Genomic DNA, 26,642 nt, shown 5'->3' with positions numbered 1-26,642 from the left:
CCTACACGCACGCCGACGGCGGTCGTCGGCCGCGTCCGGGGGACGGGGGCCGCCTTCGACCACCGGTCCGCCGCGGCTCCCGGGGCCCCTCAGCCGGCGGCCCGCTGCCGCAGCACCGACCCCGACCGCCCCTTGACGACCTCGAGTTGGGCGTGGATCCGCCGCCGCAGGTCGGCGACATGGCTGACGATGCCCACGCTGCGGTCGCGTTCGCGCAGTGTGTCGAGGACGTTGAGTACCTCGTCGAGGGTCTGTTCGTCGAGGCTGCCGAAGCCCTCGTCGATGAAGAGGGTGTCCAGGCGGACGCCGCCGGCCTCGTCGGTGACGACATCGGCGAGGCCGAGCGCGAGGGCGAGGGAGGCGAAGAACGTCTCGCCGCCGGACAGCGTGGCCGTGTCGCGCTCGCGGCCGGTCCAGGCGTCCACGACGTGCAGGCCGAGGCCGCTGCGACCGCGCCCGGTGCGGTCGTCGGAGTGGACGAGGGTGTAGCGGCCGGAGGACATGCGCCGCAGCCGCGCGGTCGCCGCGGCGGCGACCTGTTCGAGGCGGGCCGCCAGGACGTACGACTCCAGGCGCATCCGGCGTTCGTTGTCCGCCGAGGTGCCCGCGGCGAGCGAGGCGAGGCGGGCGACGCGCCCGTGTTCCTCGCGCAGCGGGGCGAGCCGGCGTACCGAGGCGGCGGCGTGCGCGGACAGCCGGTCCAGTTCGGCGCAGCGCCGGGCGGCGGCGTCGCGTGCCGAGGATGCCTCGCGCAGGCGCCGGCCCGCGTCGGCGGCGGCCCGTTCCGCCGCGGCGAGGTCGGCGGGTGGCCGCCGGGCCGCGGCCGCGGTGTCGGCCTCGGCGAGCACCGCGCGGACGGCGGCCTCCTCGGACTGCCGGGCGTCGAGCCGTCGTTGCAGCTCGCGGTGGGCGGTGTCGTCGAGGAGGGCGGCGGCCGCGTCCTGCGGGGTGTCGAAGCCGGCGCGGAAGGCGGCGTCGGCGAGGCGGGCGTCGGCGTCCTTGAGCCGCTGGGCCGTGTCCTCGGCGATCCGGGCGGTGTCGGCGGCCCGGGTGAGCAGCTCGGCCCGGCGCTCCAGTTGTCCGGCCCGCTCGGCCACGCTCTCGGCGGTACCCCGGGCCCGCGTCAACTCGTCCTCCAGTGCGGCCCGTTCGCTCTCCAGCCGGTCGCGGGCCGCGATCCGGGAGGCGGTCCGGACGGCGGCCTGCTGCCGGTCGGCGACGCGCTGTTCGTGCTCGCGCTCCGCCCGGCGCAGCTCCTCCTGCGCGGGTTGCAGCCCGGAGGCGAGTGCCCGCGCACGCGCGTACCGGCGCTCCAGGTCCTCCGTCTCTTCGGCCAGCCGGGCGGTGGGCGTGTCCCCGGCCTCCGCGGTGGCGGCGGCGAGGGCCTCCCGTACGGACCCGAGGCGGCGTTCGGCCCGTGCCCGCCGCTCGTCGGCGTCCTGGTAGTCGGCGAGGGCCTGCTCCTCGGCCTCCCGGTCGACGTGCCCGGCGATCCTGCGCGCGGGGGCGGGGTGTTCGGTGGCGCCGCAGACGGCGCACGGTGTGCCGTCGGTGAGTTGGGCGGCGAGTTCGGCGGCGATGCCCTTCAGCCGCTGTTCCTTGAGGTCGAGCCAGTGGGCGTGGGCTTCGACGGCGCGTTCGGCCGAGTCGAGTGCCTCCCGCCGCGCCTGCTCGGCCTCGCCGGTGTGCCGGTCCCGTTGCCGGGCCGCGGTCAGCCGCCGCTGTGCGGGGTCGCGCTGTACGGCGAGTTGTTCGGCGCGGGTCGCGGCCTCCTGCGCCGAGTCGACGCGGGTCCGCAGTGCGGTGCGGGTGGCCTCCCAGTCGGCGAGCCAGGTCTCCGCCTCGTGCCGGACCTCCTCGTCGGCGCTCTCCTGGCGGTCCAGTCCGTCCCGCTCCTCCAGCAGTTCGTCGAGGCGCTGTTCGGCCCGCCGGGCCGAGTCGAGCCCGCCCAGTTCCTCGGCGGCCCGGCGCGCGGCGGCGGCCAGTCCGGCGGCACCCGCACCGGCGTGGGTCTGCGGCAGCGGGGCACGCGCGCGTGCCTCCGAGGCGGCCGCCCGCCGGTGTTCGGCCTCGGCGGCGTCCCGCAGCTCCAGTGCGGGCGCCACCGCTTCGGCCTTGCGGGCCCGCTCCATGCGCTCCTGTGCGGCGCGGTGGGCTTCGGCCCGCTCCGCGAGGCGCGCGGCCCGCTCCCGGGCCTCGGCGAACCGCCGTTGCAGCCGCTCCAGTTCCCGGGCGTCGGCCAGTGCGCGTTCGGCGGCTGCCTGGGCGGACTCGGTGGCGGTGAGCCGGCAGTCGGCGATGTCCAGCAGTTCGCGGGCCGTACCGCGGGCGACGGCGGCGGCGGCGAGGACGGCCTCGGCCAGGCCCGGTTCGCCCGGCGCCGGCCGGGGCAGTTCCATGGCGTCGCCCGCGGCCTGCTGCATCCGGTGGGCGTCGGCCAGCAGGGCGGCGTCGCCCTCGCGCACCTGGGCGTCGGTCGTGCGGCGCCGGTCGGCGAGGAGTTTCTCGACCTCGGCGAACCGCCGGGTGTCGAAGAGCCGCCCGAGCAGCTTGCCCCGCGCCTCCGCGTCGGCGCGCAGGAAGCGCGCGAAGTCGCCCTGGGGAAGGAGCACGACCTGGCAGAACTGCTCGCGGCTCATGCCGAGCAGTTGGGTGATCTCCTCGCCGATCTCCTGGTGGGAGCGGCTGAGGTCCTTCCAGGCGCCGGTCGTCGCGTCGTACTCGCGCAGCCAGGTCTGGGCCTTGTCGACGGTCGTGCCCCTGCCGCGCAACTTCGGCCGTTCCCGGGGCGGCTGCCGGGTGATCTCCAACCGGCGCTCGGCCACGGTGAGTTCGAGGCGCACCTCGGTACGGGTGCCGACGGCCGCGTGGTCGCTGCGCAGCGTCATGCCCTGCCCGCTCTGCCGGGCGCCCGGGACCGAGCCGTACAGCGCGTAGCAGACGGCGTCGAGGACGGAGGTCTTGCCGGCGCCGGTGGGCCCGTGCAGCAGGAACAGTCCGGCGGCCGACAGGTCGTCGAAGTCGACGCTCTGCGTGGCCCCGAAGGGCCCGAAGGCGGTGATGTCCAGTCGGTGCAGTCTCACCGGGCCGCCTCCCGTACGGTCTCGTCCGCGCGCACCGCGTCGAAGGCGTCCCGCAGGACGCTCTGTTCGTGACCGTCGGGCCCGGCGCCGCGCACATGCGCCACGAAGTCCTCCGCGATCTGCTGGTCGCTGCGGCCGGCCAGGCGCCTGGCGTAGGACACGCCCGGTTCGTCCGGGGCCCGTTCGGGGTCGAAGACGAGGCTGAGCGTGTGCGGGAAGCGTTCGGTGAGCCGGGCCATGGGCTCGGCCGGGCGGACCGGGTCGGTGAGGGTCGCCTCGACCCAGGCCTCCTCGTGCCGGGTCAGTGCGGGGTCGGCGAGCAGGTCGTCGAGGGTGCCGCGCAGCCGGGCCAGGGGGCGCGGCACCGGGCAGTCGACGCGCTCGGCGGTGACCGAGCCGTCGGCGTCGAGGTCGACGAGCCACATGCTCTTGCGGTGCGCCGCCTCCGAGAAGGAGTACGGCAGCGGGGAGCCGGAGTAGCGGACGCGTTCGGTGAGGGTCTGGCTGCCGTGCAGGTGTCCGAGCGCCACGTAGTCGACGCCGTCGAAGACACCGCGGGGCACGGCGGCGACCCCGCCGACGGTGATGTCGCGCTCGCTGTCGCTCTGCTCGCCGCCGGTGACGAAGGCGTGCGCGAGGACGACGGAGCGGGTGCCGCGCACGCGTGCGGCGAGGTCGGTCCTGACCCGGTCCATGGCGGCGGCGAGCACGGCCTCGTGGCCCGCCCGCTCCACGCCGAACTCGGTCTTCACCAGGGCCGGTTCGAGATACGGCAGCCCGTAGAAGGCCACGTCGCCGTGGGTGTCCGCCAGCATCACCGGGGTCCCGCAGCCCGCGGGGTCGGTGCGCAGGTGGATGCCCGCGCGGTCGATGAGCGCGGCGCCCACGCCGAGGCGGCGGGCCGAGTCGTGGTTGCCGGAGATCATCACCGTGGGCACGCCGAGGTCGGCGAGCCGGCGCAGGGCGTCGTCGAACAGCTCGACGGCGGCGAGCGGCGGCACCGCCCGGTCGTACACGTCTCCCGACACGACCACGGCGTCGACATCGTGCTCGCGCACGGTCGCGACGAGGTGGCCGATGAACCCGGCCTGGGCGCCGAGCATGTTCACCCGGTGGAACGCCCGGCCCAGATGCCAGTCGGAAGTGTGCAGCAGTCGCATGGTCCCCGAGACTAACGGGAGGGTCCGACAGCCCGGGTGGTTACTCCCGTTTCGCCCCTCGCATCCGCCCCGCGAACGCCCGTTACCGCCGTGTTGTCCGTCTTGTCACGCGTCCCCGTACGCCTCTCCGCCGAGTTCGAATCCGGCCGACCCGGCGGTGGCGTCCGCGAGCCAGGAGCGGAAGGTGTCCACGTCCGCCTCCGGCAGGCCGATCTCGATGGTGACGGCCTCGGCGTACCGCACGTCGCGCACCGTGCGCCCGCTCGTGCGCAGGTCGTTCTGGAGCCTGCCGGCCCGCTGGTGGTCGACGGTCACCGTGGCGAGGCGGAACCGGCGGCGGGTGAGCGTGCCGAGGTCGTCCAGGGCCTCGCCGACGGCGCCGCCGTAGGCGCGGATCAGGCCGCCCGCGCCGAGCTTGACGCCGCCGTAGTAGCGGGTGACGACGGCGACGACGTACCGCATGTCGCGGCGCAGCAGCATCTGGAGCATGGGGACGCCCGCGGTGCCGCCGGGTTCGCCGTCGTCACTGGCCTTCTGGACGGCGGCGTCGGCTCCGACGACGTACGCCCAGCAGTTGTGGGTGGCGTCCGCGTGCTCCTTGCGTACGCGCGCGACGAAGGCCTGGGCCTCCTGTTCGGTGGCGGCCGGGGCGAGGGCGCACAGGAAGCGGGAACGGTTGATCTCGGTTTCGTGCACACCCGCGCGGGCGACCGTGCGGTACTCGTCCTGCATCCGGCCAGCCTATGCGCAGTCGGCGCCGCCCTCGGGGCGGGCCGGCCTCGCGTACGGCGGGACGACGACCGGGGGCGCGGTGTGCCGGGCCCGGGGCGCGCGATCACACCGGGGCGCCGAGGTCCCGGGTGAGATGGAGGCCGAGGAACCGGTCGGCGTGGGCGTAGGTCTCGAAGCGTGCGCCGTCCGCAAGGCCGGGATCGGTCTCCACCCGGCGCAGGACGCGCAGTACGCCGGGGGCGTCCAGGTCGTCCTCCCAGGCGGCCCGCAGCCGGTCGCGCACCTCGCCGGGTACCGGACGCGACGGCTGCCGCGCCCAGCCGGCGACCGCGCGGCGCCAGCGCGCGAGGGTGTCCCGCGCGTCGTCCAGCGCGGTCGCGTCGAGTTCCACGCGCGCGTGGTGGTGCCGTTCCAGCAGGGTGAGGCGCAGGGCGTCGGGGTCGGCGGGGTCCTGGCCGGCCGGGGTCACGGGGGCCACGGCGACCGTTGGCCCGTCCGGGGCGGCCCCGCCCTCGGACACGACGTGGACGGTGTGGCCGGTGCCAGGTCCCGAGCCGGCGACTCCGCCGTCCTCGAAGGGCCGGATGCCGAGGGCGTCCGCCTCCTCCCGCAGCCGGGCCGTTTCCCGCGGGCCGCTCAGCAGCGCCCACGCGGGTGTGCCGTCCAGTTCCAGGGCGCGGACCAGGAGGTCGGCGACGAGCAGCACGCGCAGCGCGGTGGTGTCGTGCCCCGGCGGGTGCGCCTCGACGCGGGTCGGGGCCCGCCGGGCGGGGGCGGCGGGGGTGGTCTCTCCGGTCCGGGCGTCGATGATGTGCAGCACGGGGTGAGCGTAGGCGGGGTGGCGCGGCGGCGCACGGGGGACGCGCTCACCGCACTCCCCCGCCCGCCGGGGAATCCCGGCACGCCGCCGTCCGTTGTTCCCACCGAAGGGCGCGACACGCAGGGTCGTCCCACGAGGGCCACGAGTGCGAGGAGGCCGCCGGTGTACGGCGACGACGCAACCGTCCGCAAGATCCTCACCGAGCTGGGCGACACCTGGGCCGTGGTGGGCCTGTCCTCCAACCGGCAGCGCGCGGCGTACGGCGTCGCCGAAGTGCTGCGGCGGTTCGGCAAGCGCGTCGTGCCCGTGCATCCCAAGGCGGAGACGGTGCACGGCGAGCAGGGGTACGCCTCCCTCGCGGACATCCCCTTCGACGTGGATGTCGTCGATGTCTTCGTCAACAGTGACCTGGCCGGAGCGGTCGCCGACGAGGCGGTCGCGAAGGGTGCCGGGGCGGTGTGGTTCCAGCTGGGCGTCGTCGACGGGGCGGCCTACGGACGGACCCGGGCCGCGGGCCTGGAGATGGTGATGGACCGCTGCCCGGCGATCGAGATCCCACGCCTCGGCTGACCCGGCACCGCACCACCGGCCACCGGCCGCTCCCGTCCGCGGACCGCAGGCCGTGGGTACCGACATAATGTGCGCGTGACCGTACCCTCCCCCCGCCCCAACTCGGTTTCCACGCAACGCTTTTCGGTGGTGATCGTGGGTGCGGGTCCGGCCGGGCTCACCGTCGGCGGCATTCTGCGCGCCGCGGGCGTGGACTGCCTGGTCCTGGAGACCGAGACACGTGGCGTGGTCGAGCGGCGGCCCCGCGCCGGGGTCATCGAGGAGTGGGCCGTACGCGGGCTGGAACGGCGCGGCCTTGCGCGGAATCTGCTGGAGCGGGCGCAGACGCACACCGAGTGCGAGTTCCGGTTCGCCGGGGAGCGGTATCGCCTCGACTACACCGAGTTGACGGGCTGTCACCACTTCGTCTATCCACAGCAGTTGTTGGTGAGCGACCTCATCCGGGAGTACGCGGACGCACGGGGCGGGGAGATCAGGTTCGGCGTGCGGGAGGTCCGCCTGCACGGGCTGGAGTCCGGCCGCCCGGCGGTGTCGTACTTGTGCCCCGACTCCGGTGAACGCCGCGTCGTGGAGGCCGGCTTCATCGCCGGCTGCGACGGTGCGCGCGGGGTGACGCGGGCGGCGCTGCCCCCGGGGCGGGTCCGCGTCGCACGCCACGACCACGGCGTGGGCTGGCTGGCGCTGCTCGCCGAGGCACCGCCGTCCTCGGACTGCGTCGTGTTCGGCATGCATCCGCGCGGATTCGCCGGCCACATGACGCGCGGCCCCGAGGTGACCCGCTACTACCTCCAGTGTCCGCCGGGCGACGACCCGGGGAACTGGCCGCACGAGCGGGTCTGGGCCGAGCTGCGGGAACGGCTGGGCGCGGCCGGCGCGCCGCCGCTCAGGGAGGGGCGGCTGATCGAGCGGCGCGTCCTGGACATGCACGGCTACGTCGTCGAGCCCATGGCCTTCGGGCGGCTCTTCCTGGCCGGGGACGCGGCGCATCTGACCGCGCCCATCGCCGCCAAGGGGCTGAACCTCGCCCTGCACGACGCCTTCCTCCTCGGTGACGGGCTGGTCGCGCACCTCGGCAGGGGCGACGACACCGGGCTGTCCGGCTACTCGGCCACGTGTCTCGCGCGGGCCTGGGACTACCAGGAGTTCTCCCAGTGGCTCGCGGAGGTGTACCACGGCACGGCCTCGGGCGACCCGTACCGCGCGGGCGCCGCGCTGGCCCGGCTGCGCCGCCTGTTCGTCTCGCCGGTCGCCGCCGCGGACTTCGCCGAGCGGTACCTCGGTGTGCCACCCCCCGGCTGAGGGGCTTTCGTTCAGTCGTGCAGCGGACGGTCGCCGAGCCGGTGGTCGGCCACGTTCAGCGCCTCGTCGACCAGGCGGCGCAGGTGTCCGTCGCGCAGCGCGTACACGACCCGGCGGCCCTCCTTGCGGGTGCTCACCAGGCCCGCGAGCCGCAGCCGGGCCAGATGCTGACTGACCGCGGGCCGGGCCGCCCCGCACGCCTCGGTGAGGGTGGTGACGTCCGCCTCGCTGCCGGTCAGGGCGTGCAGCAGGGTCAGGCGGGTGCGGTCGCCGAGCAGGGCGAGGACTTCGGCGGCGAGCGCGAACTGCTCCTCGCCGGGTGTGCGCGGGTGCGCATCGTCCGCAGGTGACAGGTGCATGCGTGCGCTCATACGCACATAATGGCGTCGTGGGCGCCGGACGTCCACCCACCGCACCGGAACACCGGAAGGGGCACCCCGTGAGCGACCCGCACCGGCACCACCACGACGGCCACACCCACGACGACCGCCACACGCACGGCGGCGGCCACGCCCACAGCCACCGGCCCTCCCGCAGCAGGTGGCAGCGCCTCGCGCACCGGTTCGCGCCGCACTCCCACGAGAGTGCCGACAAGCTGGACCCGGCCCTGGAGTCCTCGGCCCGCGGGCTGCGCGCGCTGTGGGTGTCGCTGGCGGTGCTCGGCGCGACGGCGGTGGCGCAGGCGGTCGTGGTGGTGGCCTCCGGTTCGGTCGCCCTGCTCGGCGACACGGTGCACAACACGGCGGACGCGCTGACCGCCGTGCCGCTGGGCATCGCCTTCGTCCTCGGCCGCCGCGCGGCGACCCGGCGCTTCACGTACGGCTTCGGGCGGGCGGAGGATCTGGCCGGCGTCGTGATCGTCCTGACGATCGCCGCGTCCGCGGTCCTCGCGGCGTGGACGGCGGTGGACCGGCTGCTGGACCCGCGCACGGTGGCACACGTCCCGGCGGTCGCGGTGGCCGCCCTGGTCGGCTTCGCGGGCAACGAGTGGGTGGCCCGGTACCGGATCCGGGTGGGCCGGGAGATCGGATCGGCCGCGCTGGTCGCCGACGGGCTGCACGCAAGGACCGACGGCTACACCTCGCTTGCCGTGCTCCTGAGCGCGGGCGGCGCGGCACTCGGCTGGCAACTCGCCGACCCGCTCGTGGGGTTGGCGATCACAGCCGCCATCGTGCTGGTCCTGCGCGACGCGGCGCGCGAGGTGTTCCGGCGCCTGATGGACGCCGTCGACCCGGCGCTGGTGGACCGGGCCGAGCGGGTCCTGCGCGAGGTGCCCGGCGTGCGCGGGGTGGGTGAGCTGCGGCTGCGCTGGATCGGGCACCGGCTGCGCGCCGAGGTCGCCCTGGTCGTGGACGGCGAGGCGACCGTGCGCGAGGCCCACGGCATCGCCGTGGAGGCCGAGCACGCCCTGCTGCACGCGGTGCCGCGGCTCACCGCCGCCCTGGTCCACGCCGACCCGGCGCCGGTGCCCGGTGCGGCCGACCCGCATCTCCCGCTCGCCCACCACACCACCGCCTGAGCGGTCAGGCGACGCCCAGCCCCTCCAGGACCACGGCACCGGGCAGGTCCGCGAAGGCCTTGCCCGGCACCAGCAGCTTGCCGCGCCGGCGCCCGCTGCCGACGAGGACGTACGGCAGCTCGACGACGGCCGAGTCCACGAGTACGGGCCAGTCGGCGGGCAGGCCGACGGGGGTGATGCCGCCGTACTCCATGCCGGTCTCGCCGGTCGCCGTGTCCATCGGCGCGAACGACGCCTTGCGCGCACCGAGATGACGGCGTACGACACCGTTGACGTTCGACCCGGGTGGTGGAGAGCACCACGCAGGCGGCGAGTGTCGCGCCACCGCCCCGCTTGCCGGTGACCACCACGCAGTTCGCCGACTGTTCGAGCAGTTCGGGGCCGTAGTGCTCGACGAAGGTGGCCGTGTCGGCCCACTCCGGCGCGGTGTCGACGTAGACGATCTGGTCGGCGGGTACGCTGCCGCGCCAGTCGCGCAGGGCGTCGGCGACCGGGCCGGCCAGTTCGTCCAGGCAGTCCGGGGCCGCCGTGGCGCTGTCGAAGTTCCCGATGGGTGCGTGCATGGCGGCACGCTAGCAACAGCGGCCGGCACCGCGACCGGCCGTCTCGACGGACGGGCGGCACCCTCGGGCCGGCCTAGTCCTGCCGGACGTCCCTGACGAACGCGATCCCGTCGCTGTCGGCCAGGTGGGCCGGTTCGAGTGGGGCGTAGCCGAACCAGGTGGACGCGCGGGGGACGCACGGCGTCCCGTCGAGGGCGGCGGCCAGCCGGGGTGCGTCGACGATGTGGCGCTCCCCCGGCAGTGCGTACAGGAGTCCTTCGACGGTGTCCGGCGGCGGGGTGTCCACGCCCCGGTGGCGGATCGTGCCGAGGGCCGTGGCCAGGAAGCCGTACCGCGCGCCCAGCCGGGCGGTGACGAGTGCGCCGGTGCTCCACCACTCAAGCGGCCGGCCGCTCATCCGCATCGTGCTCCTGTTCCGTTGGAGATGACTGTTGTGGGCGTGGACCAGTGCCGGGCCCCGCTCGGCGAGGGCGAGGAGGTTGTCGGCCATCATCCGGGCCCGCAGACGGACCAGCCACGTCATCCGGCCCGGTGAGGTGTCGGCCGTCCAGAAGTGGTAGCGCAGCAGACCGGTGGCGGTGCGCCCGTACAGGCGGGCCCGGTCCCAGTCCTCCCGCGGGCCGGCCGCGGACAGCTGCGGCGACTCGGCGTCCAGGAGTGTCACCAGGTCGTCGGCGAGCAGCCGCAGCTCCCCGGCCTCCGCCGATCGTCCGACGGACCGGGCCGGGTCCGTCATCGCGGCGGGGTCGGTCCACCGCTCGTCCGCGCCGAGCAGGTGGTCGAGGGTGTCCGCGGTGCAGGGGAGCAGGTCCGCGTCCACCCGCGCCGAGAGGTGGCCGTGGAGCGCGGTGAGGGCCTGCCGGGGGCTCGCGGCGCCGGTCATCTCCAGCGGGCCGTCGAAACCGGCGAAGCGCAGCCGCTCGGACGCGGGGCGGCCGTCGTTGTACGCCCGCATCCAGCGCACGAGTTCGCGGTTGGCCTCGCACGCGTTGAACCAGGTGTGGCTGAAGCCGCGCTCCATGACCTCGTCGAGCGTGCCGGTGCCCGAGGTGACGTGGTCGTCCACGGCCAGGCCCATCAGGCAGTCGCTCTCGATCGCGATCGTCCGGTAGCCCTCCTGCTCGACGAGCTGCCGGAAGAGTTCGTTGCGCAGGCTCAGCAGAGTGTCCTCGCCGTGGGTGGGCTCGCCCAGGGCGAGCAGTCCCGGCCGGGCCGGAAACAGTCTCATGACGGCGGCGGCGTCCACGGCACGGGCGGTGTCCTGAATATCAGCGGTGGCCATGGATTCAACGGTATCGTTGAACTTTCGGTTGAGACTTCTCAAGACTTTCGCATGTAATGGGCGGGACCATGGCGACAAACCTTCAAACCGGTGGGCGGCTCAGGCCGATCGATCTGGCGCGGGAGCACCGGCTGTCCACCCAGGCCGTCAGGAACTACGAGGAGGCCGGCATCCTCGCGGCCGCCGGTCGCACGCCCCATGGCTACCGCACCTACACACCGCTGCACGCCCAGGCCCTGCGCGCGTTCCTCGCCCTGGTGCCCGGCCACGGCCACCGGACGGCGACGTCGATCATGTGTGCCGTGAACGAGGGAGCGGTCGACGAGGCGTTCCGTCTCATCGACGGGAGTCACGCCCAGCTCCTCGACGACCGGCGGACCCTCCAGGCCGTGGAAGGCGCCCTGCGCGACCTGGAGCCCGGCACGGCGGCCGGGCCGGGCGCGGGGTCCGGTCCCGCCGACCGGTTCATCGGGCCGCTGGCCAGGGAGTTGGGCATCCGGCCCGCGACACTGCGCAAGTGGGAGCGCGCGGGGCTGGTACGCCCGCGCCGTGACCCGCACACCGGGTACCGCGTCTACGACGAGGCCGACACGCGGGACGCCCGGCTGGCGCACCAGCTCAGGCGGGGCGGCTACCTCCTGGAACAGATCGCCCCGCTGATCGCCCAGGTTCGGTCGGCGGGCGGGCTGGAGCCGCTGGAGGCCGCCCTGCGCGACTGGCACGGCAGGCTGTCCACCCGCGCGCGGGCGATGCTGGCCGGGGCCGCCGAACTGGACGCGTACCTCCGCCGACGCGGATGAGCCGCCGGCCGGGGAGGACGGTCCTGGACGGGGAAAGGCTCAGCTCTCGGCCGCCGGCTCGGTCAGCGCGGCCACCGCCTCGTCGTCCAGTTCGGCCAGCTCGCGCAGCTGTCCCGGCGTGACCCCGTCCGGTATCGGCACCGGGGCCGGGGTCCGCAGCGGCGGCTGCCAGCCGTCGGCGGGCGTCCAGCGGCGTACGACGCGGGCGGGCGCACCGGCCACCACGGCGTGGTCGGGGACCGTGCCCCGGACCACGGCGCCGGCGGCCACCACCACGTTCCGCCCGATTCGCGCGCCGGGCAGGATCACCGCCCCGGTGCCGATCCAGCAGCCCGAGCCGATCTCGACCGGGTCCATCCGCGGCCACTGCTTGCCGATGGGCTGGTGCGGATCGTCGTAGGAGTGGTTGGTGGAGGTGATGTAGACGTACGGGCCGAAGTAGCAGTCGCTGCCGATGGTGACGGTGGTGTCGGCGATGACATGGCTGCCGCGGCCGAGGACGACCCCGTCGCCGACGCGCAGGATGGGGTCGGGGCCGAGGTCGAGGTCGGGCATGAGCCCGGCGGTCAGGGTGACCTGCTCGCCGATGATGCAGTGCGCGCCGACGTGGATCCAGGGTTCGCCGAAGACCGTGCCGAGCGGGAAGGCGAGCCGGGTCCCCGTGCCCAGCGCGCCGAAGCGGAAGCGGCCGGGATGTGCGGCGGTGACCGAGCCGGTGCGCCGCACCCAGGCCCAGCCCGCGTGGACGGCCCGCTGCGCGAGGCGGTTCCACCAGGACGAGAACGTGTTCTTGCGCTTCGGCACCCGCTCACGGTAGTCGGCGTGCGGTACGGCCATGGCCGCGCAGTGCTGTGATCTTCACCCCACCGGGTGGCGTACGGTGCCGTACATCACCCGAGCAGGAGGCGATGATGACGCAGAAGGCGCTGATCACGGGCATCGACGGCAAGGAACCGAAGGTGGCGGGGGCGGCCTTCGTGGCGCCGACCTCCTCGGTCGTCGGCGATGTGACGCTGCACGAGGGAGCGAGCGTCTGGTACGGAGCGGTGCTGCGCGGCGACGTCGAGCGGATCTCCGTCGGCGCGGACAGCAACGTCCAGGACAACTGCACGCTCCACGCCGACCCCGGCTTCCCCGTCACCGTCGGCGAGCGGGTCTCCGTCGGGCACAACGCCGTGGTGCACGGCGCCACCGTCGAGGACGACTGTCTGATCGGCATGGGCGCCACCGTCCTCAACGGCGCGGTGATCGGCGCCGGTTCGCTGGTGGCGGCGCAGGCCCTGGTCCCGCAGGGGATGCGGGTGCCGCCGGGCTCGCTGGTCGCGGGGGTGCCGGCGAAGGTGAGGCGGGAGCTGACGGAGGAGGAGCGGCAGGGGGTCACGCTGAACGGGACGATGTACGCGAAGCTGGCCGCGCGGCACCGGGGAGCGGTGGAGGAGGCCCGGTAGGGGCGTGCGCGGCCGGTCGTCCGTGGGCGCCCGCGCGGTCCCCGCGGCCCTGACGGGGCGCTTCACTCCCCGGCGGTCACCGGCTGGGCCTCCGCCTCCGCCGGCTGCGCCTTGCCCGCCTTGCGCTTGACGACCAGCATCGACCCGATGCCGATGGCGACGGCCACCACCAGGCCCAGCCACGAGAAGCGCTTCAGCCAGGACTCGGCGACGACACCGACGTAGTAGATGACCGCGGTGGTGCCGCCGGCCCAGAGGATGCCGCCGAGGATGTTGGCGATCAGGAACTTCCAGTACGGCATCCGCAGCACACCGGCCAGCGGGCCCGCGAAGATGCGCAGCAGGGCGACGAAGCGGCCGAAGAACACGGCCCACATGCCCCACTTCTGGAAGGACCGCTCGGCGGTGGCGATGTGCCCCTCGCTGAAGTGCTTGGGGAACTTCCCGCCCAGCCAGGCCAGCAGGGGCCGGCCGCCCTTGCGGCCGATGGCGTATCCGATGGAGTCGCCGATCACCGCGCCCGCGCTGGCGCAGGCGCCGAGGACCAGCGGATCGATCCCGCCGTGCTGCGACGACAGCAGGGCCGCCGAGACCAGGATGATCTCGCCGGGCAGCGGGATGCCCAGACTCTCCAGACCGATGACGAGTCCGACCACGGCGTAGACGGCCGCCGCGGGCACCGTGTCGAGCCACTCCTGGACGTGCAACGCCCCACCCTCCGCTTCGCGCATCTGCCGCCGGGCGGGTGGGCCTCGCCGCCGCTTCCCGGGTCGCCTCGATCGAGGCGACCCGGGAAGCCTACCGGGTCTCGGGGCGTCGCCTGCCGGGGCACGGGATGCGCACGAGGCGTCAGTTGTTGGGACGCAGGGTCCACACGACGGTCATCTCACCGGTGACCGCGCCGTCCTCGCGCTGGATGGCGACGGTCACCGGGAACTCGGGACGGCTGCCCGTGTCCAGTTCCGCGACCACCTCGGCCGCCGGGCGGCCGAGTGTGGCGGTCGCGGTGACCGGACCGAGGGCGACCTTCTTGAAGGCGATCTCCGCGGTGACCGGCAGCGGCACCGCGCGGGAGAGCTGGTCGCCGAAGGCGGCCAGCACGATGGCGCCGCTGGCCGACTCGCCCAGCGTGAACATGGCTCCGGCGTGCGGACCGCCGACGTGGTTGCGGTACTCGCTCTGGTCCGGGAGGGCCAGTACGGCCTTCTCCGGAGTGGTCTCCAGGTACTCGAGGTTCAGGGTCCTGACCATCGGCACCGTGGCGGCGAGCAACTCGCCGATCGACATCTGGTCTGCGCTCATGACGGCAGGTTACCCATGAGTAGCATCGGAGGGCCAGATGCGCGGACCGGACATTCTTGATGATCGTCGTATGCTTGCCGCCCATGTGGCCAGGAGAGCAGTCACCCACCGGCGGACCGAACCCGCAGCGACCCGACCCCTACCAGGGGCCCGGTCACCAGCAGCAGCCGTACCCGGGGCAGGGGTACCAGCCGTACCCGGGGCAGCAGCCCGCCCCCTGGAACGCCCCGACGGTCACCGCCCCCGGTCCGCCCGGCCGGGGTCCGGGTGGCCGCACGAAGGTGGTGGCGATCGTCGCCGCCGCGGCCGTCGTGGTGGCCGCCGCCGTGACCGGCGCCGTGCTCCTGGGCGGTGACAAGGACGACGGCGCCGGGCCCGGCCCCACCGCGTCCCCGTCCTCTGCCTCTGCTTCTGCCTCCGCCCCCGACAATCCGCGCAACGGGGACGCCGCCGCCGAGCCGACCGTCGCGGGCTGGACCGTCGTCGCCAACTCCGATTACGGCATCGCCTTCGACGTACCGGCCTCCTGGGTGCTGCGGTCCCGCGACTGGGTCGGCTACGTCACCGAGGACGACGACCCCGACGAGAAGCCGCTGGTCGCCATGAAGGGCCCGGCCGTCCTTGAGGAGAAGTGGTGCGGGTCGGACGGCGACCGTGACGGCTCGGTCGACTACGTGCCGCTGGCCAGCGCGGGCACCCGCGGCAACAGCGGTGCGCGGAGCACCGAGGAGATCGCCCGCGAGGACTCCTCGGCCTGGGTCTACGGCGCCTTCACCCAGCCGGACCGGGACAAGGTCTCGACGGGACGGGTGACCTCCTTCACCACCGCCTCCGGCGTCAAGGGCACGGTCGCCACCTCCCGGTCGTCCGGGGTCGAGAAGCGGGACAAGTGCGACGTGGACGGCAAGGCGACGACGTTCGCCTTCGAGTCCGCCGACGGCGACCTCGTCTCCTGGTCGTTCGTCGGCGTCGCGGGCGTCGCCGACGAGGTGCCGGACGCCACCGTGCGGGAGATCCTCGCCACCGTCAGGGAGTACACGCCCTCGGACTCCTGAACACCGGGGCCGTCTCCGCGGCACGCTTTCCCCACTTCGGTACGTCCCTGACAAGGGCCGGTGACCGAATCGTGTCCTGCGCGGCACTAGGGTGACTGCCCATGTGGCCAGGACAGCAGCCGCCCGGGGGCGAGCAGAACCCGCAGAACAATCCGTACCAGCAGCCGGGGTACCAACAGCCCAATCCCTACCAGCAGCCCGGCTACCAGCAGCAGCCCGGCGCGTACGGCCAGCAGCAGTGGGGCGCTCCGCAGCCCGCCGGGGCCCCGCAGCCGCCGCCGGGCGGTGGCGGCGGCGGCAACCGGACGAAGCTGGTCGCGATCGTCGCGGCGCTCGCCGTGGTGGTGGCCGCCGGTGTCACCGGGTTCCTGGTCCTGGGCGGTGACAAGGACGACCAGGCGGACAACGGCAAGGACAGGAAGCCGTCGGCGAGCGCGCCCGCGGAGAAGTCCGACGCCCCGTCCGCCGACCCGAGCGCGTCCGCCTCCGAGGACAACCCTCGCGGTGGTGACGACGCGAAGGCGACCGTCGACGGCTGGAAGGTCGTCGCCAACCCGCGCTTCGGCACCATGTTCGACGTGCCCGCCGAGTGGGAGATCGACAGCACCGACACCAGCGTCGGCTTCGAGTGGGAGGAGGACGGAAAGACCGAGCGCACCAGCGTCACCGCCCCGGCCTACCTGAAGTCCGAGTGGTGCACGGCCGACGAGAACAAGGACGGCCGCAAGGAGAGCACCGCTCTCGCCACCGCCGGTACCCGCGGTGAGAGCGGCGCCAAGAACACGGACATGGCGGCCGAGACGCGAGTGCCGTGGTGGATCTACGGCGGTTACACCGAGCCGGACAAGAAGAGCGTGAAGTACGGCAAGCCGAAGCCCTACACCACGGCGTCCGGCATCAAGGGCAGCGTCATCACCGCCTACTCGGAGGGCGCTCCGCGCAAGGGCAAGTGCGACACCGAGGGCAAGGCGATCACCTTCGCGTTCCAGAACGGCGCCGGCGACTTCGTCACCTGGAACCTGTACGGCCCCAAGGGTGTCACCGACGAGATCCCGGAGGCCACGGTCCAGAAGATCCTGAGCACCGTGCGCCTGACCGAGGAAGCGCCGACCGAGTCGTAGGACGCGGTACGGCGGGCGCCGCTCAGCCGATGCCGAACGCCCCCGCGGGCGGCTCGGGCGACGGCACGGCGTCCGCGTCCCGCACCGGGCGCCCGTCGCCGATGAACTTGCGCAGGGCGGGCCCGTGTTCGACCCTGGCCGGGAAGGCGTCGGCGGCGGTGCGCCGGGCCAGTGCCCCGGTGTCGAGGGGCCGGTGCGCGGCGACGAGGACCGCGTTGCCGAAGCGGCGTCCGCGCAGCATCCCCGGTTCGGCGATCAGCGCCAGCTCCTCGAAGACGGTGGCGAACCCGGCCAGTTGGCCGCGCAGGAAGTGGAAGGGCGCCGTGTCGGCCAGGTTGGCCGTGTACACCCCGTCGGCCCGCAGAACCCGGGCCGCCTCGCGGACGTAGTCGACGGAGGTCAGATGCGCGGGCACCCGTGAGCCGCCGAAGACGTTGGCGACCAGGATGTCCGCCGAGTCCGCGGGGGCGGCCTCCAGCCAGGCGCGGGCATCCGCACCGTGCACGGTGACGCCGGCGCCGTCCGCGAGCGGCAGGTGCTCGGCGACCAGGTCCAGCAGACCCCGGTCGGCCTCCACGACATCCTGCCGCGAGCCGGGCCGGGTCGCGGCCAGGTACCGGGGCAGGGTGAACGCGCCGCCGCCGAGGTGCAGCACGTCCAGCGCGCGTCCCGGCTCGGCGACCGTGTCCAGGACGTGGCCGAGCCGGCGCGTGTACTCGAACTCCAGGTGCTCCGGCTCGTCCAGGTCGACGTAGGACTGCGGTGCGCCGTCCACGGTGAGCAGCCAGGCCCGCCGCCGGTCGACGTCGGGCATGAGCTTGGCGGTGCCGTGGTCGGTGACGCGGCTGACGGGTATGGCTTCGTTCACCGCTCCATTGTGCGGCCGGGGCGGCGCCGCGAGGGACGCGGGGAACCGCGCGACCGGCCGCCACGGCCCCGCGGTCCCCCACTCACGGCCGGGCGCGCTTCACCCGACCGCGGTCACCGTCCCCGCCCCCACCGTCCTGCCGCCCTCGCGGACGGCGAATCCGAGCCCTGTCTCCAGCGGCACGTCCCGTCCCAGCTCCACCGTCATCGTGACCGTGTCGCCGGGCCGGGCGACGGCCGTCTCGCCGAGGTCGACGTCCCCCACCACGTCCGCGGTCCGGATGTAGAACTGCGGCCGGTAACCGGTGGCGACCGGGGTGGAGCGCCCGCCCTCGCGCGCCGACAGCACATAGACCCGGGCCGTGAAGCGCCGCGCGGGCACGACACTGCCGGGTGCGGCGACCACGTGCCCCCGGCGCACCGTGTCACGGGCGACACCGCGCAGCAGCAGCGCCACATTGTCTCCGGCCTGCGCCTCCTGCATCGGCTTGCCGAAGGTCTCCAGGCCGGTGACCACGGTCTCGGCCGCCGCGCCGAGCACCTCGACCCGGTCCCCGACGCGGACGGTGCCGCGCTCGACCGCTCCGGTGACGACGGTGCCGCGGCCGGTGATGGTGAGCACGTTCTCCACCGGCAGCAGGAACGGCGCGTCCAGATACCGCTCGGGCATGGGCACATACGTGTCCACGGCGTCGAGCAGCGCCTCCACGGACGCCGTCCACCGAGGGTCGCCCTCCAGGGCCTTCAGCCCCGAGACCCGTACGACGGGCACCGCGTCGCCGCCGTAGCCGTGCGCGGTGAGCAGCTCGCGGACCTCCAGTTCCACGAGGTCGGTCAGCTCCTCGTCCCCGGCGTCGGCCTTGTTGAGCGCGACCACGATGTGGTCGACGCCCACCTGCCGGGCGAGCAGGACGTGTTCGGCGGTCTGCGGCATGATCCCGTCCAGCGCGGAGACGACGAGGATCGCGCCGTCGAGCTGGGCGGCGCCGGTGACCATGTTCTTCACGTAGTCGGCGTGACCCGGCATGTCCACGTGCGCGTAGTGCCGGGTGTCGGTCTCGTACTCGACGTGCGCGATGTTGATGGTGATGCCGCGCGCCGCCTCCTCGGGGGCGCGGTCGATGCGGTCGAACGGCACGAACGTGCCGCCGCCGCGCTCGGCGAGGACCTTGGTGATGGCGGCGGTCAGGGTGGTCTTGCCGTGGTCGACATGGCCCATCGTGCCGATGTTCAGGTGTGGTTTGGTGCGGACGTACGCCGTCTTGGACATGGCGCTACCTCGAAGCCTCGTGGCGGTGATGGGGACCCCGGTGACCCGCCGACCCTCCCCTGCGGGGTCCGCCGGACGATCCGGGGAGGGTCAGCTTCGGGCGCCGTCGGCTGCGGCCGTGAAGAAGGGAACGGCAGCCTTCGGGGCATCCGCGACCGCGGATGCTGCGAGGTGGAAGGCGTACCGGAACATGACGCCGATCATCGCCGACGCCCTGTCCCACGTCGAATGGTTTTCGACGGCACGGGAGTTCGGGGGTCTTCCGGATCCGCCCGCCCCGCGGGGGCCCGTGGACGCCGCGCGGCACGGCAGGAATTCGCCCGGCTGTGACGTTCGTGAGACGCACCATACGGCGATCACACACATGGGTCGGTTAGTGTCACCGGATGCTCGATGCCACCAACCGCTCTGGGGGCACTGCCACGGTCTCTCCCCGGACCACCGCGACGCGGCTCGCCGCCGCCACCTCCGTCGGGCCGGTCGTACCGGCCGGCCTCGCCGCCCGCGTGACGAGAGCGCTGCTCTCTCCGTGGTCCCGGCTCTCCCTGCTGATCGCCCTGCTGGCCTCGGCCGCGACGGCGGTCGTGCTGTTCCAGCCGCAGCACATGCTGACCCACGGCTGGCCACCGCAGCTCGGCGGCGCCGCGGCGGCCGTCGCCTACGCGGTCGCGTACGGGCTGTGCACCGTCGCCTTCGTGCCGCGCCCGCTGCTGAACCTCGCCGCGGGCGCCCTGTTCGGATCGCAGCTGGGCCTCGCCTCGGCGCTGGCCGGGACGGTGCTCGGCGCCGGGATCGCCTTCTGCCTCGGCCGCGTGCTGGGCCAGGAGGCGCTGCGCCCGCTGCTGCGGGGCAGGTGGCTGCGGGCCGCGGACGGGCAGCTCAGCCGGCACGGCTTCCGCTCGATGCTGGCCGCGCGCCTGTTCCCCGGGGTGCCGTTCGCCGCCGCCAACTACTGCGCGGCCGTCTCCCGCATGGGCCTGGTGCCCTTCCTGCTGGCGACCGGGCTCGGGTCGATCCCCAACACCGCCGCCTACGTCGTCGCCGGCGCTCGGGCCTCGACGCCGACATCGCCGGCCTTCCTGATCGCGCTGGCCTGCATCGCCCTGCCGGGGCTGGCGGGCGCGGTGGTGGCCTGGCGCAAGCGGCACCGGCTGCGCGGACAGTGACCGGGCGTCATACCGGGGCCCTCCACCCCTGTCGACTCGATTTCACCCGGGGGCGCTACGCTGCCCCTCGGCACGCCAGGTCCTGATCATCGCGCACCGCGTACGGCGGTCCGGCGTGTCCTTCGCCCGTTTCTCGATCGGCACTTGGACTTCGTAACTTCATGTCTTGGTTTGAATCCCTCATCCTCGGACTCGTCCAGGGGCTGACCGAGTTCCTCCCCGTGTCCTCCAGCGCGCACCTGCGCCTGACCGCCGCGTTCTCGGGCTGGCACGACCCGGGAGCCGCCTTCACCGCGATCACGCAGATCGGCACCGAGGCGGCCGTCCTCATCTACTTCCGCAAGGACATCGGGCGGATCATCTCGGCGTGGACCCGCTCGCTCACGAGCAAGTCGATGCGCCACAATCCCGACGCGCGCATGGGCTGGCTGGTGATCGTCGGCTCGATCCCGATCGGCGTGCTCGGCCTCACGCTGAAGGACGAGATCGAGGGGCCGTTCCGGGACCTGCGGGTCACCGCGACCATGCTGATCGTCGTCGGCATCGTCATCGGCGTCGCGGACCGGATGGCCGCGCGGGACGAGAGGGGCGGCCGGCACCGCGCACCCCAGCAGCGCAAGGAGCTGGAGAACCTGGGTGTCCGGGACGGCCTGATCTACGGCCTCTGCCAGGCCATGGCCCTCATCCCCGGCGTCTCCCGCTCCGGCGCGACCATCAGCGGCGGCCTCTTCATGGGCTACCGGCGCGAGGCCGCCGCCCGGTACTCGTTCCTGCTCGCCGTCCCTGCGGTGCTCGCCTCCGGGGTGTTCGAACTCAAGGACGCGATGGAGAGCGACCATGTCGCCTGGGGGCCGACGCTCTTCGCGACGGTCATCGCCTTCGGCTCCGGATACGCGGTCATCGCCTGGTTCATGAAGTTCATCTCGACGAAGAGCTTCATGCCGTTCGTCTGGTACCGCATCGCGCTCGGCATCGTCATCATCGCCCTGGTCGCGACGGGCGCGCTCAGCCCGCACGCCGCGGAGTCGGCGGGCTGACCGCACCCGCCCGGGTAGCCGTCCGGTAGCGCACTGTCAGTGCTTGCCCCTAGGCTTGTCCGCATGTCCCCCGATTACGTGACTCCTGGTTCCGCGCGTTCCGCCGCGGAGCTGAACGATCAGATCCGTGCGCTGTGGCGGCGCGCGGGCGGGTGCCTGACGGCACAGGAGCGTGTGGAGTACGAGTTGCTGGTGGTCGAGTGGGCGACCGCGATCCGCGGCGAGGTCATCGAGGCCGCCTGACCCGCCGGCGCCGCCCGCCCCGGGTCAGCGCCCGCCCGCCACCCGAAGCACGGTCCCCGTCGTGTACGACGCGTCGGGCGACATCAGCCAGGAGATCGCCGCGGCGATCTCCTCCGCCCGGCCCGCACGCCCCAGGGGCACGGCCGGCCCCATCCGAAGCGCCCGGCCGGGATCGCCCATCGCCGCGTGCATCCCGGTGTCGACGACGCCGGGCGCGACGGCGTTGACGCGGACGCCGTCCGGGCCGAGTTCCTTGGCCAGGCCCAGCGTCAGCGCGTCGACACCCGCCTTGGTCGCCGCGTAGTGGACGTACTCCCCCGGGCTGCCGAGGGTCGCGGCGCCCGACGACACGTTCACGATCACGCCGTTGCCCCGCGCCGTCATGAGCCGCGCGGCGCGCCGGGCGCACAGCAGCACGCCCAGCAGATTGACGTCGAGGACCCGGCGCAGGTGCGCGGTGTCGGTGTCGGCGAGCCGTCCCAGCGGCCCGGTCACGGCCGCGTTGTTCACCAGGCCCGTCACCGGCCCGAGCCGCTCCTGCGCCACGTCGAAGAGCCGCTCCACGTCGGCCTCGGCCGCCGTGTCCGCCCGCACCGCGAGCGCCCGGCCGCCCGCCTCCCGTACGCCCGCCGCGACCGTCTCGGCCGCCGTCGCGTCGTGCGCGTAGCCCACGACGAGATCGTGCCCGTCCGCCGCGAGACGCAGACAGGTCGCCGCGCCGATTCCCCGGCTGCCACCGGTGACCACCGTGATGGGCCGCGCCATGAATACCTCCAATTTGATCGATCATCGATCATCCTAGGCGGGATGGTGGGGGCCGACCAGGCTCCGTGGGACATCCGGCGCCTTCTCCGCCGTCGGCGTCCGGTGTGATCAACTGAACTCGCCCTCGTCGCGAGCGCACAGGACATGGATCACGGGGTAGGGAGGCGCCCATGAAGACGCTCGGCCACTGGCTCGCCTCCCCGTGGCGCCGCTCGGGCGCCGCCGTACTCGCCGGCGCGCTGCCCGTGTTCGCCTTCCCGGGGCCCGCCCTGTGGTGGTGGGCCTGGATCGCACTGGTCCCGTGGATCCTGCTGGCCCGTACCGCGCCGGGCGGGAAGCGGGCGGCGTACGACGGGTGGTGCGGCGGGTTCGGGTTCGTCCTGGTCATGCACCACTGGCTGCTGCCGAACCTGCATGTGTTCACGTTCGTCATCGCCGCGCTGCTGGGCGCGCTGTGGGCGCCGTGGGGCTGGCTGGTGCGGCGGCTGCTGGGCGGGGCGCCCTCGGCCCGCGGGGTCGCGACGGCGCTCGTGGTGCTGCCCTCGGGCTGGCTGGCCGCGGAGCTGGTCCGTTCCTGGCAGGGGCTCGGCGGTCCCTGGGGGATGCTCGGCGCCAGTCAGTGGCAGGTGGCCCCCGCGCTGCGGCTCGCCTCGGTGGGCGGGGTGTGGCTGCTCAGCTTCCTGGTGGTGGCGGTCAATGTCGCCGTCGCCGTTCTCGTCGCCGTGCGCCGGGCCCGGTTGCCCGCCCTGGCCGGGCTCGCCGCCGTCGTCGCCGCCGCCTGCGCGGCCTGGGTCTGGTCCCCGCGCCCCGACACCGAGGGGCACGTCGCGATCGCCGTGGTGCAGCCCGGCGTGGTCGCCGGGGCGGGCAGCGCCGACCGGCGCTTCGACCGGGAGGAACGGCTGACCCGCCGGCTCGCCGGCCGCGACCTCGACCTGGTCGTCTGGGGCGAGAGCAGCGTCGGCTTCGACCTGGCCGACCGGCCCGACCTGGCCCGGCGGCTCGCCGCGCTGTCGCGGGAGACCGGCGCGGACATCCTGGTCAACGTGGACGCCCGGCGCTCCGACAGGCCCGGCATCCACAAGAGTTCGGTGCTCGTCGGTCCCGGGGGCCCGACCGGCGACCGGTACGACAAGATGCGGCTCGTTCCCTTCGGCGAGTATGTGCCGGCCCGCTCCCTGCTCGGCTGGGCCACCTCGGTCGGCAAGGCGGCGGGCGAGGACCGCAGGCGGGGCACCGAGCAGGTGGTGATGGAGGTCGGGGACGGGCTGCGGATCGGGCCGATGGTGTGCTTCGAGAGCGCGTTTCCCGACATGAGCCGCCAACTGGCCGCCGACGGCGCCGAGCTGCTGCTCGCCCAGTCGTCGACGTCGACCTTCCAGCACACCTGGGCGCCAGAGCAGCACGCCTCGCTCGCCGCGCTGCGCGCCGCCGAGACCGGCCGCCCGATGGTGCACGCGACCCTGACCGGCGTCTCCGCGGTCTACGACGCGAGCGGCGCGCGGATCGGCTCCCGGCTCGGCACCGACGCGAGCGCCTCACGGGTGTACGAGGTCCCGCTCGCGCACGGCAGCACACCCTACGTCCGCCTCGGCGACTGGACGGTGCACGCGGCGCTGCTGATCCTGGCGGCGTGGGCCGCGACCGAGGGCGTACGGGCGGTGCAGCTCAGGCGGCACCCTCGTACACCGCGCGTACCACCCGCTCGCACAGCTCATGGGTCTCCAGCGCGTCCCGGGCGCTGAGTACCGTGCCCGCGCGCACGGCGTCGAGGAAGGTGAGCACCGCCTGTTCGATGCCGCGCTGCCGGGCCACCGGCACCCAGTCGCCGCGCCGGCGCACCGTCGGCTGGCCCTTGTGGTCGATCACCTCGGCGAGGTTGACGACCTGGCGCTTGCTGTCCTGGCCGGAGACCTCCAGGATCTCCTCCGCCGAGCCGTTGCGCCGGTTCATGACGCCGAGCGCGGTGAAGCCGTCCCCGGCGAGCTGGAGCACGACGTGGTGGAGCAGGCCGTTCTCGACCCGGGCGCGCACGGTCACGTCGTCGACCGGTCCCGGCACCAGGAACCGCAGCGTGTCGACGACGTGGATGAAGTCGTCGAGGATCATCGTGCGCGGATCCTCGGGCAGGCCCGTGCGGTTCTTCTGCATGAGGATCAGCTCGCGCGGGTGCTCGGCGCACTGCGAGTACCCGGGGGCGTGGCGCCGGTTGAAGCCGACGGCCAGGCCGGTCCCGCGCCGCTCGGCGAGGTTCACCAGGCGTTCGGAGTCGGCGAGTTCGTAGGCGAGCGGCTTGTCGACGTAGGTGGGGACGCCGGCTTCCAGCAGCCTGGTCACGATCTGCGGGTGCGCGGCCGTCGGGGCGTGCACGAAGGCGGCGTCGAGGCCCTGGGCGAGGAGCGAGCCGAGGTCGCTGTGGCGCTGCCCGCCCGGAAGGCGCAGGCCGTCGGCGACCCGGGCGAGCGTCGCCGGGGTGCGGGTCTCCAGGTGCAGTTCGACCCCGGGCAGGGCGGAGAGCACCGGCAGATAGGCCTTCCGCGCGATGTCGCCGAGTCCGATGCAGCCGACCTTCACGGGGTGTACTCCTTTGACGTTCGCCGACCAGGGTCCGCCCGGAAGCATACGGGGGCCGCGGCGCCGGGCCTGCGGGAAGTGCGGGCGGACGGCGGGAGATGCCGGACGGGTGAAAACCCGTGGTGGAGCGGGCCCGCGTGGGTGAGGATGCCGACATGACGACCGAGCGCCGCGAACCCGCCCATGACGCCGACGAACGCACCATGCTGGAGGGCTGGGTGGACTATCACCGGCAGACCCTCGCGTGGAAGTGCGCGGGCCTCACCGAAGAGCAGCTGAGGACGGCCGCCGTGCCACCGTCGCCGTTGTCCCTGATGGGGCTGGTGCGGCACATGGCCGAGGTGGAGCGGAGCTGGTACCGCCGGGTGCTGGCCGGGGAGGACGCGGGCCCGATCTACTACACCGACGAGGACCCGGACGGCGACTTCCGTGCGACCGGGGAGGACAGCTGGGAAGAGGCCCTCGCCACCTGGCACGCCGAGATCGAGGCGGCCCGGCGCAATGCGGCCGGCGTCGGCCTCGACGAGCCGACCCGCGGAAAGCACCTGCGCACCGGTGAAGGGTCCACCCTGCGCTGGATCCACACCCACATGATCGAGGAGTACGCGCGTCACAACGGACACGCCGACCTGATCCGCGAACGCCTCGACGGCGCCACCGGAGAATGACGTCACCTTCGGCGACGCGGGAGCCTCCGTACGGGGCAGGAGATCACCCGTGCGGGGCAACCTCCGCTTGTCCGGGCATGGTGAAGGAGGCCCGACCCAGCAAAGTGGCCCGGGTGCATCGAACGACGACCACCGCAACGCTTCTGGCAATCGTGGCGCTCTCGGCCCTGACCGGATGTACGACCGTCCAGGGTCCGCCCGCGGCCGACCCGTCGGCGGCCGGCGCCCACTCGTCCGCGCCGCGTCCGGAGGGCCCGGCCCAGCCGCGGGTCGCGCAGGCCCCGGCCCGTGAGGCGCTGGAGCTGATCGGCCCCTCCCCCACCGCGGGCCCGGCATCCGGCGAACCACGCGGAGTGAAGCCCGGGAGCACGCCCGAGGGACAACCACCGGCCGCCGGTGTCCACCCCGGGCAGCCCGCGCCCGCCCTGCCCGGGACGTCCGAGCGGACTCGGGGGCCGGGGCAGCCTCCCCCAGGGTCCCCGACCTTCCCCGGCCGTCCGGCGAGGACGCCGGCAAGAACGCGGACGTGTGCTCACTGGGCAAGCGGTACGGCGGCTGGCGGCCGGGCAGCCCCGAGGCCCGCATCTGCGAGCAGGCGTACGGCGACTGAGCCCCGCTCCGGGCCGCGTGAAGGGGCCGGGCCTACGGCCGCTGCCGCGGTGGCCTGCGCCATCCGTCGGGCCGGTCGGGCCCGTCCTTGGTGCGGCCGGCGTCGGCCAGGCGTCGCTCCAGCCGGTCGATCGCCGCGCGCACGCCCTCTCCGTAGCGGCCGGGGGCGAGCGACTCGGCCGCGCCCCGGGCACGCCGCAGGTGGAGGCGGGCGGCCTCGTGGTGGCCGAGGCGGTCGTAGTCCACGGCCAGGTTCAGATGGAGCGAGGGGGAGAGGGCGCGCGCGGCGGACGCGCCTGCGTGCGGCTCGGCGGGGCGGTCCTCGATGAGTTCCTCGGCGGCCGACAACGCCCGTAGGTCCCAGGCCAGTTCGTCTCCCGGATCGTCCTGGGTGTCGGCCAGGTAGTGGGCCAGTGTGCAGCGGTGCAGGGGATCCCCGTGCTCGCCGATCTCCGCCCACAGGGCGAGGAAACGGTGCCGGGCCTCCTCGCGGTCACCCGCGTGATGCAGCATGACGACCTGCCCGATCCGCGTCAGCACGGCATCCGGCGCCGCCTGCTCCTGTCCCTTGGCCACCGCGTCCTCCGTGCCCTCGTCGGCTGTCCCGACGACGCTAACCGCAGGCATCCGCATTCCCCGTCAGGCGGCACCGCGACGCGCGCGGGCCGGGCGATGGCTGACCGGCCCGC

26 protein-coding genes and 1 pseudogene are annotated in these 26,642 nt (G+C 74.1%); 12 read left to right on the top strand and 15 right to left on the bottom strand.

The genetic code is table 11. The features are described from left to right. Positions 1-89: 89 nt before the first annotated feature. From AC4IHM_RS28460 to AC4IHM_RS28445, 4 genes are all read right to left on the bottom strand, one after another. Positions 90-3,083 (bottom strand): AAA family ATPase, encoded by a 2,994-nt coding sequence (locus tag AC4IHM_RS28460; RefSeq protein ID WP_490869816.1) that lies wholly within the window; start codon positions 3,081-3,083, stop codon positions 90-92. Then, complete coding sequence (locus tag AC4IHM_RS28455) at positions 3,080-4,243, bottom strand: exonuclease SbcCD subunit D (protein ID WP_490869815.1); 1,164 nt, start codon at positions 4,241-4,243, stop codon at positions 3,080-3,082. The genes AC4IHM_RS28460 and AC4IHM_RS28455 overlap by 4 nt, the downstream gene beginning before the upstream one ends. A 105-nt stretch (positions 4,244-4,348) precedes the next feature. Next, the gene (locus AC4IHM_RS28450) at positions 4,349-4,975 is read right to left on the bottom strand and encodes a YigZ family protein (protein ID WP_490869814.1); all 627 of its coding nucleotides are present in this window, start codon (positions 4,973-4,975) and stop codon (positions 4,349-4,351) included. Between the two features lie 103 nt (positions 4,976-5,078). After that, positions 5,079-5,795: a hypothetical protein gene (locus AC4IHM_RS28445; protein ID WP_490869813.1), complete on the bottom strand. Its 717-nt coding sequence runs from the start codon at positions 5,793-5,795 to the stop codon at positions 5,079-5,081. A gap of 162 nt (positions 5,796-5,957) precedes the next feature. Here AC4IHM_RS28445 and AC4IHM_RS28440 point away from each other — a divergent pair, with 162 nt between their 5' ends. Together AC4IHM_RS28440 and AC4IHM_RS28435 are read left to right on the top strand one after the other, a co-directional pair. Continuing rightward, the gene (locus AC4IHM_RS28440) at positions 5,958-6,365 is read left to right on the top strand and encodes a CoA-binding protein (protein WP_490869812.1); all 408 of its coding nucleotides are present in this window, start codon (positions 5,958-5,960) and stop codon (positions 6,363-6,365) included. Positions 6,366-6,440: 75 nt separating this feature from the next. Further along, entirely contained in the window at positions 6,441-7,664 is a 1,224-nt protein-coding gene (locus tag AC4IHM_RS28435; RefSeq protein WP_490869811.1) for a 4-hydroxybenzoate 3-monooxygenase, read from the top strand. Between the two features lie 11 nt (positions 7,665-7,675). Here AC4IHM_RS28435 and AC4IHM_RS28430 read toward each other — a convergent pair whose 3' ends face one another. After that, the gene (locus AC4IHM_RS28430) at positions 7,676-8,035 is read right to left on the bottom strand and encodes an ArsR/SmtB family transcription factor (protein ID WP_490869810.1); all 360 of its coding nucleotides are present in this window, start codon (positions 8,033-8,035) and stop codon (positions 7,676-7,678) included. A gap of 68 nt (positions 8,036-8,103) precedes the next feature. On the opposite strand from AC4IHM_RS28430, the gene AC4IHM_RS28425 reads away from it, so the two are divergent. Continuing rightward, the gene (locus AC4IHM_RS28425) at positions 8,104-9,183 is read left to right on the top strand and encodes a cation diffusion facilitator family transporter (RefSeq protein ID WP_490869809.1); all 1,080 of its coding nucleotides are present in this window, start codon (positions 8,104-8,106) and stop codon (positions 9,181-9,183) included. Between the two features lie 4 nt (positions 9,184-9,187). Here AC4IHM_RS28425 and AC4IHM_RS28420 read toward each other — a convergent pair. Both AC4IHM_RS28420 and AC4IHM_RS28415 read right to left on the bottom strand, forming a co-directional pair. Then, positions 9,188-9,746 (bottom strand): annotated as a pseudogene (locus tag AC4IHM_RS28420) (YbaK/EbsC family protein). A 73-nt stretch (positions 9,747-9,819) separates the two neighbouring features. Continuing rightward, on the bottom strand, positions 9,820-11,028 hold the full coding sequence (locus AC4IHM_RS28415) for an erythromycin esterase family protein (protein WP_490869808.1): 1,209 nt from the start codon (positions 11,026-11,028) through the stop codon (positions 9,820-9,822). Positions 11,029-11,096: 68 nt separating this feature from the next. Between AC4IHM_RS28415 and AC4IHM_RS28410 the strand changes: the two genes are divergently transcribed. Further along, positions 11,097-11,828 carry a TioE family transcriptional regulator gene (locus AC4IHM_RS28410; protein WP_490869807.1) on the top strand — a complete coding sequence of 244 codons (732 nt, stop codon included), beginning with the start codon at positions 11,097-11,099 and terminating at the stop codon, positions 11,826-11,828. Between the two features lie 39 nt (positions 11,829-11,867). On the opposite strand, the gene AC4IHM_RS28405 is transcribed toward AC4IHM_RS28410, so the two are convergent. Continuing rightward, entirely contained in the window at positions 11,868-12,632 is a 765-nt protein-coding gene (locus tag AC4IHM_RS28405; RefSeq protein ID WP_490870969.1) for an acyltransferase, read from the bottom strand. Between the two features lie 107 nt (positions 12,633-12,739). Here AC4IHM_RS28405 and AC4IHM_RS28400 point away from each other — a divergent pair, with 107 nt between their 5' ends. Beyond that, positions 12,740-13,276, top strand: coding sequence for a gamma carbonic anhydrase family protein (locus AC4IHM_RS28400; RefSeq protein ID WP_490870968.1), 537 nt, complete (start codon positions 12,740-12,742; stop codon positions 13,274-13,276). Positions 13,277-13,338: 62 nt separating this feature from the next. Here AC4IHM_RS28400 and AC4IHM_RS28395 read toward each other — a convergent pair whose 3' ends face one another. Both AC4IHM_RS28395 and AC4IHM_RS28390 read right to left on the bottom strand, forming a co-directional pair. Next, positions 13,339-13,983 carry a DedA family protein gene (locus AC4IHM_RS28395; RefSeq protein ID WP_490869806.1) on the bottom strand — a complete coding sequence of 215 codons (645 nt, stop codon included), beginning with the start codon at positions 13,981-13,983 and terminating at the stop codon, positions 13,339-13,341. Positions 13,984-14,125: 142 nt separating this feature from the next. Next, positions 14,126-14,563: a DUF4442 domain-containing protein gene (locus AC4IHM_RS28390; protein ID WP_490870967.1), complete on the bottom strand. Its 438-nt coding sequence runs from the start codon at positions 14,561-14,563 to the stop codon at positions 14,126-14,128. Between the two features lie 98 nt (positions 14,564-14,661). Between AC4IHM_RS28390 and AC4IHM_RS28385 the strand changes: the two genes are divergently transcribed. Together AC4IHM_RS28385 and AC4IHM_RS28380 are read left to right on the top strand one after the other, a co-directional pair. Beyond that, the gene (locus AC4IHM_RS28385; protein ID WP_490869805.1) at positions 14,662-15,633 is read left to right on the top strand and encodes a DUF8017 domain-containing protein; all 972 of its coding nucleotides are present in this window, start codon (positions 14,662-14,664) and stop codon (positions 15,631-15,633) included. A 101-nt stretch (positions 15,634-15,734) separates the two neighbouring features. Next, complete coding sequence (locus tag AC4IHM_RS28380) at positions 15,735-16,754, top strand: DUF8017 domain-containing protein (RefSeq protein ID WP_490869804.1); 1,020 nt, start codon at positions 15,735-15,737, stop codon at positions 16,752-16,754. 22 nt (positions 16,755-16,776) lie between these two features. On the opposite strand, the gene AC4IHM_RS28375 is transcribed toward AC4IHM_RS28380, so the two are convergent. Continuing rightward, positions 16,777-17,622 carry a spermidine synthase gene (locus AC4IHM_RS28375; protein WP_490869803.1) on the bottom strand — a complete coding sequence of 282 codons (846 nt, stop codon included), beginning with the start codon at positions 17,620-17,622 and terminating at the stop codon, positions 16,777-16,779. Positions 17,623-17,721: 99 nt separating this feature from the next. Further along, entirely contained in the window at positions 17,722-18,891 is a 1,170-nt protein-coding gene (tuf, locus tag AC4IHM_RS28370) for an elongation factor Tu (protein WP_490869802.1), read from the bottom strand. 386 nt (positions 18,892-19,277) lie between these two features. Between tuf and AC4IHM_RS28365 the strand changes: the two genes are divergently transcribed. From AC4IHM_RS28365 to AC4IHM_RS28355, 3 genes are all read left to right on the top strand, one after another. After that, positions 19,278-20,057 (top strand): TVP38/TMEM64 family protein, encoded by a 780-nt coding sequence (locus AC4IHM_RS28365; RefSeq protein WP_490869801.1) that lies wholly within the window; start codon positions 19,278-19,280, stop codon positions 20,055-20,057. Positions 20,058-20,218: 161 nt separating this feature from the next. After that, on the top strand, positions 20,219-21,094 hold the full coding sequence (locus AC4IHM_RS28360) for an undecaprenyl-diphosphate phosphatase (RefSeq protein ID WP_490869800.1): 876 nt from the start codon (positions 20,219-20,221) through the stop codon (positions 21,092-21,094). A gap of 63 nt (positions 21,095-21,157) precedes the next feature. After that, entirely contained in the window at positions 21,158-21,337 is a 180-nt protein-coding gene (locus AC4IHM_RS28355) for a hypothetical protein (protein WP_490869799.1), read from the top strand. A 24-nt stretch (positions 21,338-21,361) separates the two neighbouring features. Here AC4IHM_RS28355 and AC4IHM_RS28350 read toward each other — a convergent pair whose 3' ends face one another. Next, positions 21,362-22,102, bottom strand: a complete 741-nt coding sequence (locus AC4IHM_RS28350) for an SDR family oxidoreductase (protein ID WP_490869798.1) — start codon at positions 22,100-22,102, stop codon at positions 21,362-21,364. A 170-nt stretch (positions 22,103-22,272) separates the two neighbouring features. On the opposite strand from AC4IHM_RS28350, the gene lnt reads away from it, so the two are divergent. Then, on the top strand, positions 22,273-23,847 hold the full coding sequence (gene lnt, locus AC4IHM_RS28345; protein ID WP_490869797.1) for an apolipoprotein N-acyltransferase: 1,575 nt from the start codon (positions 22,273-22,275) through the stop codon (positions 23,845-23,847). On the opposite strand, the gene AC4IHM_RS28340 is transcribed toward lnt, so the two are convergent. Continuing rightward, positions 23,771-24,676, bottom strand: coding sequence for a Gfo/Idh/MocA family protein (locus AC4IHM_RS28340; protein WP_490869796.1), 906 nt, complete (start codon positions 24,674-24,676; stop codon positions 23,771-23,773). The genes lnt and AC4IHM_RS28340 overlap by 77 nt on opposite strands. Positions 24,677-24,831: 155 nt before the next feature. Between AC4IHM_RS28340 and AC4IHM_RS28335 the strand changes: the two genes are divergently transcribed. After that, positions 24,832-25,344 (top strand): DinB family protein, encoded by a 513-nt coding sequence (locus tag AC4IHM_RS28335; RefSeq protein ID WP_490869795.1) that lies wholly within the window; start codon positions 24,832-24,834, stop codon positions 25,342-25,344. Between the two features lie 642 nt (positions 25,345-25,986). Here the strand turns inward: AC4IHM_RS28335 and AC4IHM_RS28330 are convergent. Then, positions 25,987-26,529 (bottom strand): hypothetical protein, encoded by a 543-nt coding sequence (locus tag AC4IHM_RS28330; protein ID WP_490870966.1) that lies wholly within the window; start codon positions 26,527-26,529, stop codon positions 25,987-25,989. Positions 26,530-26,642 lie beyond the last annotated feature (113 nt).

It is taken from the genome of Streptomyces sp. SL06 (assembly GCF_058244745.1).
The sequence above is the reverse complement of the archived record's forward strand: the minus strand, read 5'-3'. Positions and strand labels throughout refer to the sequence as shown.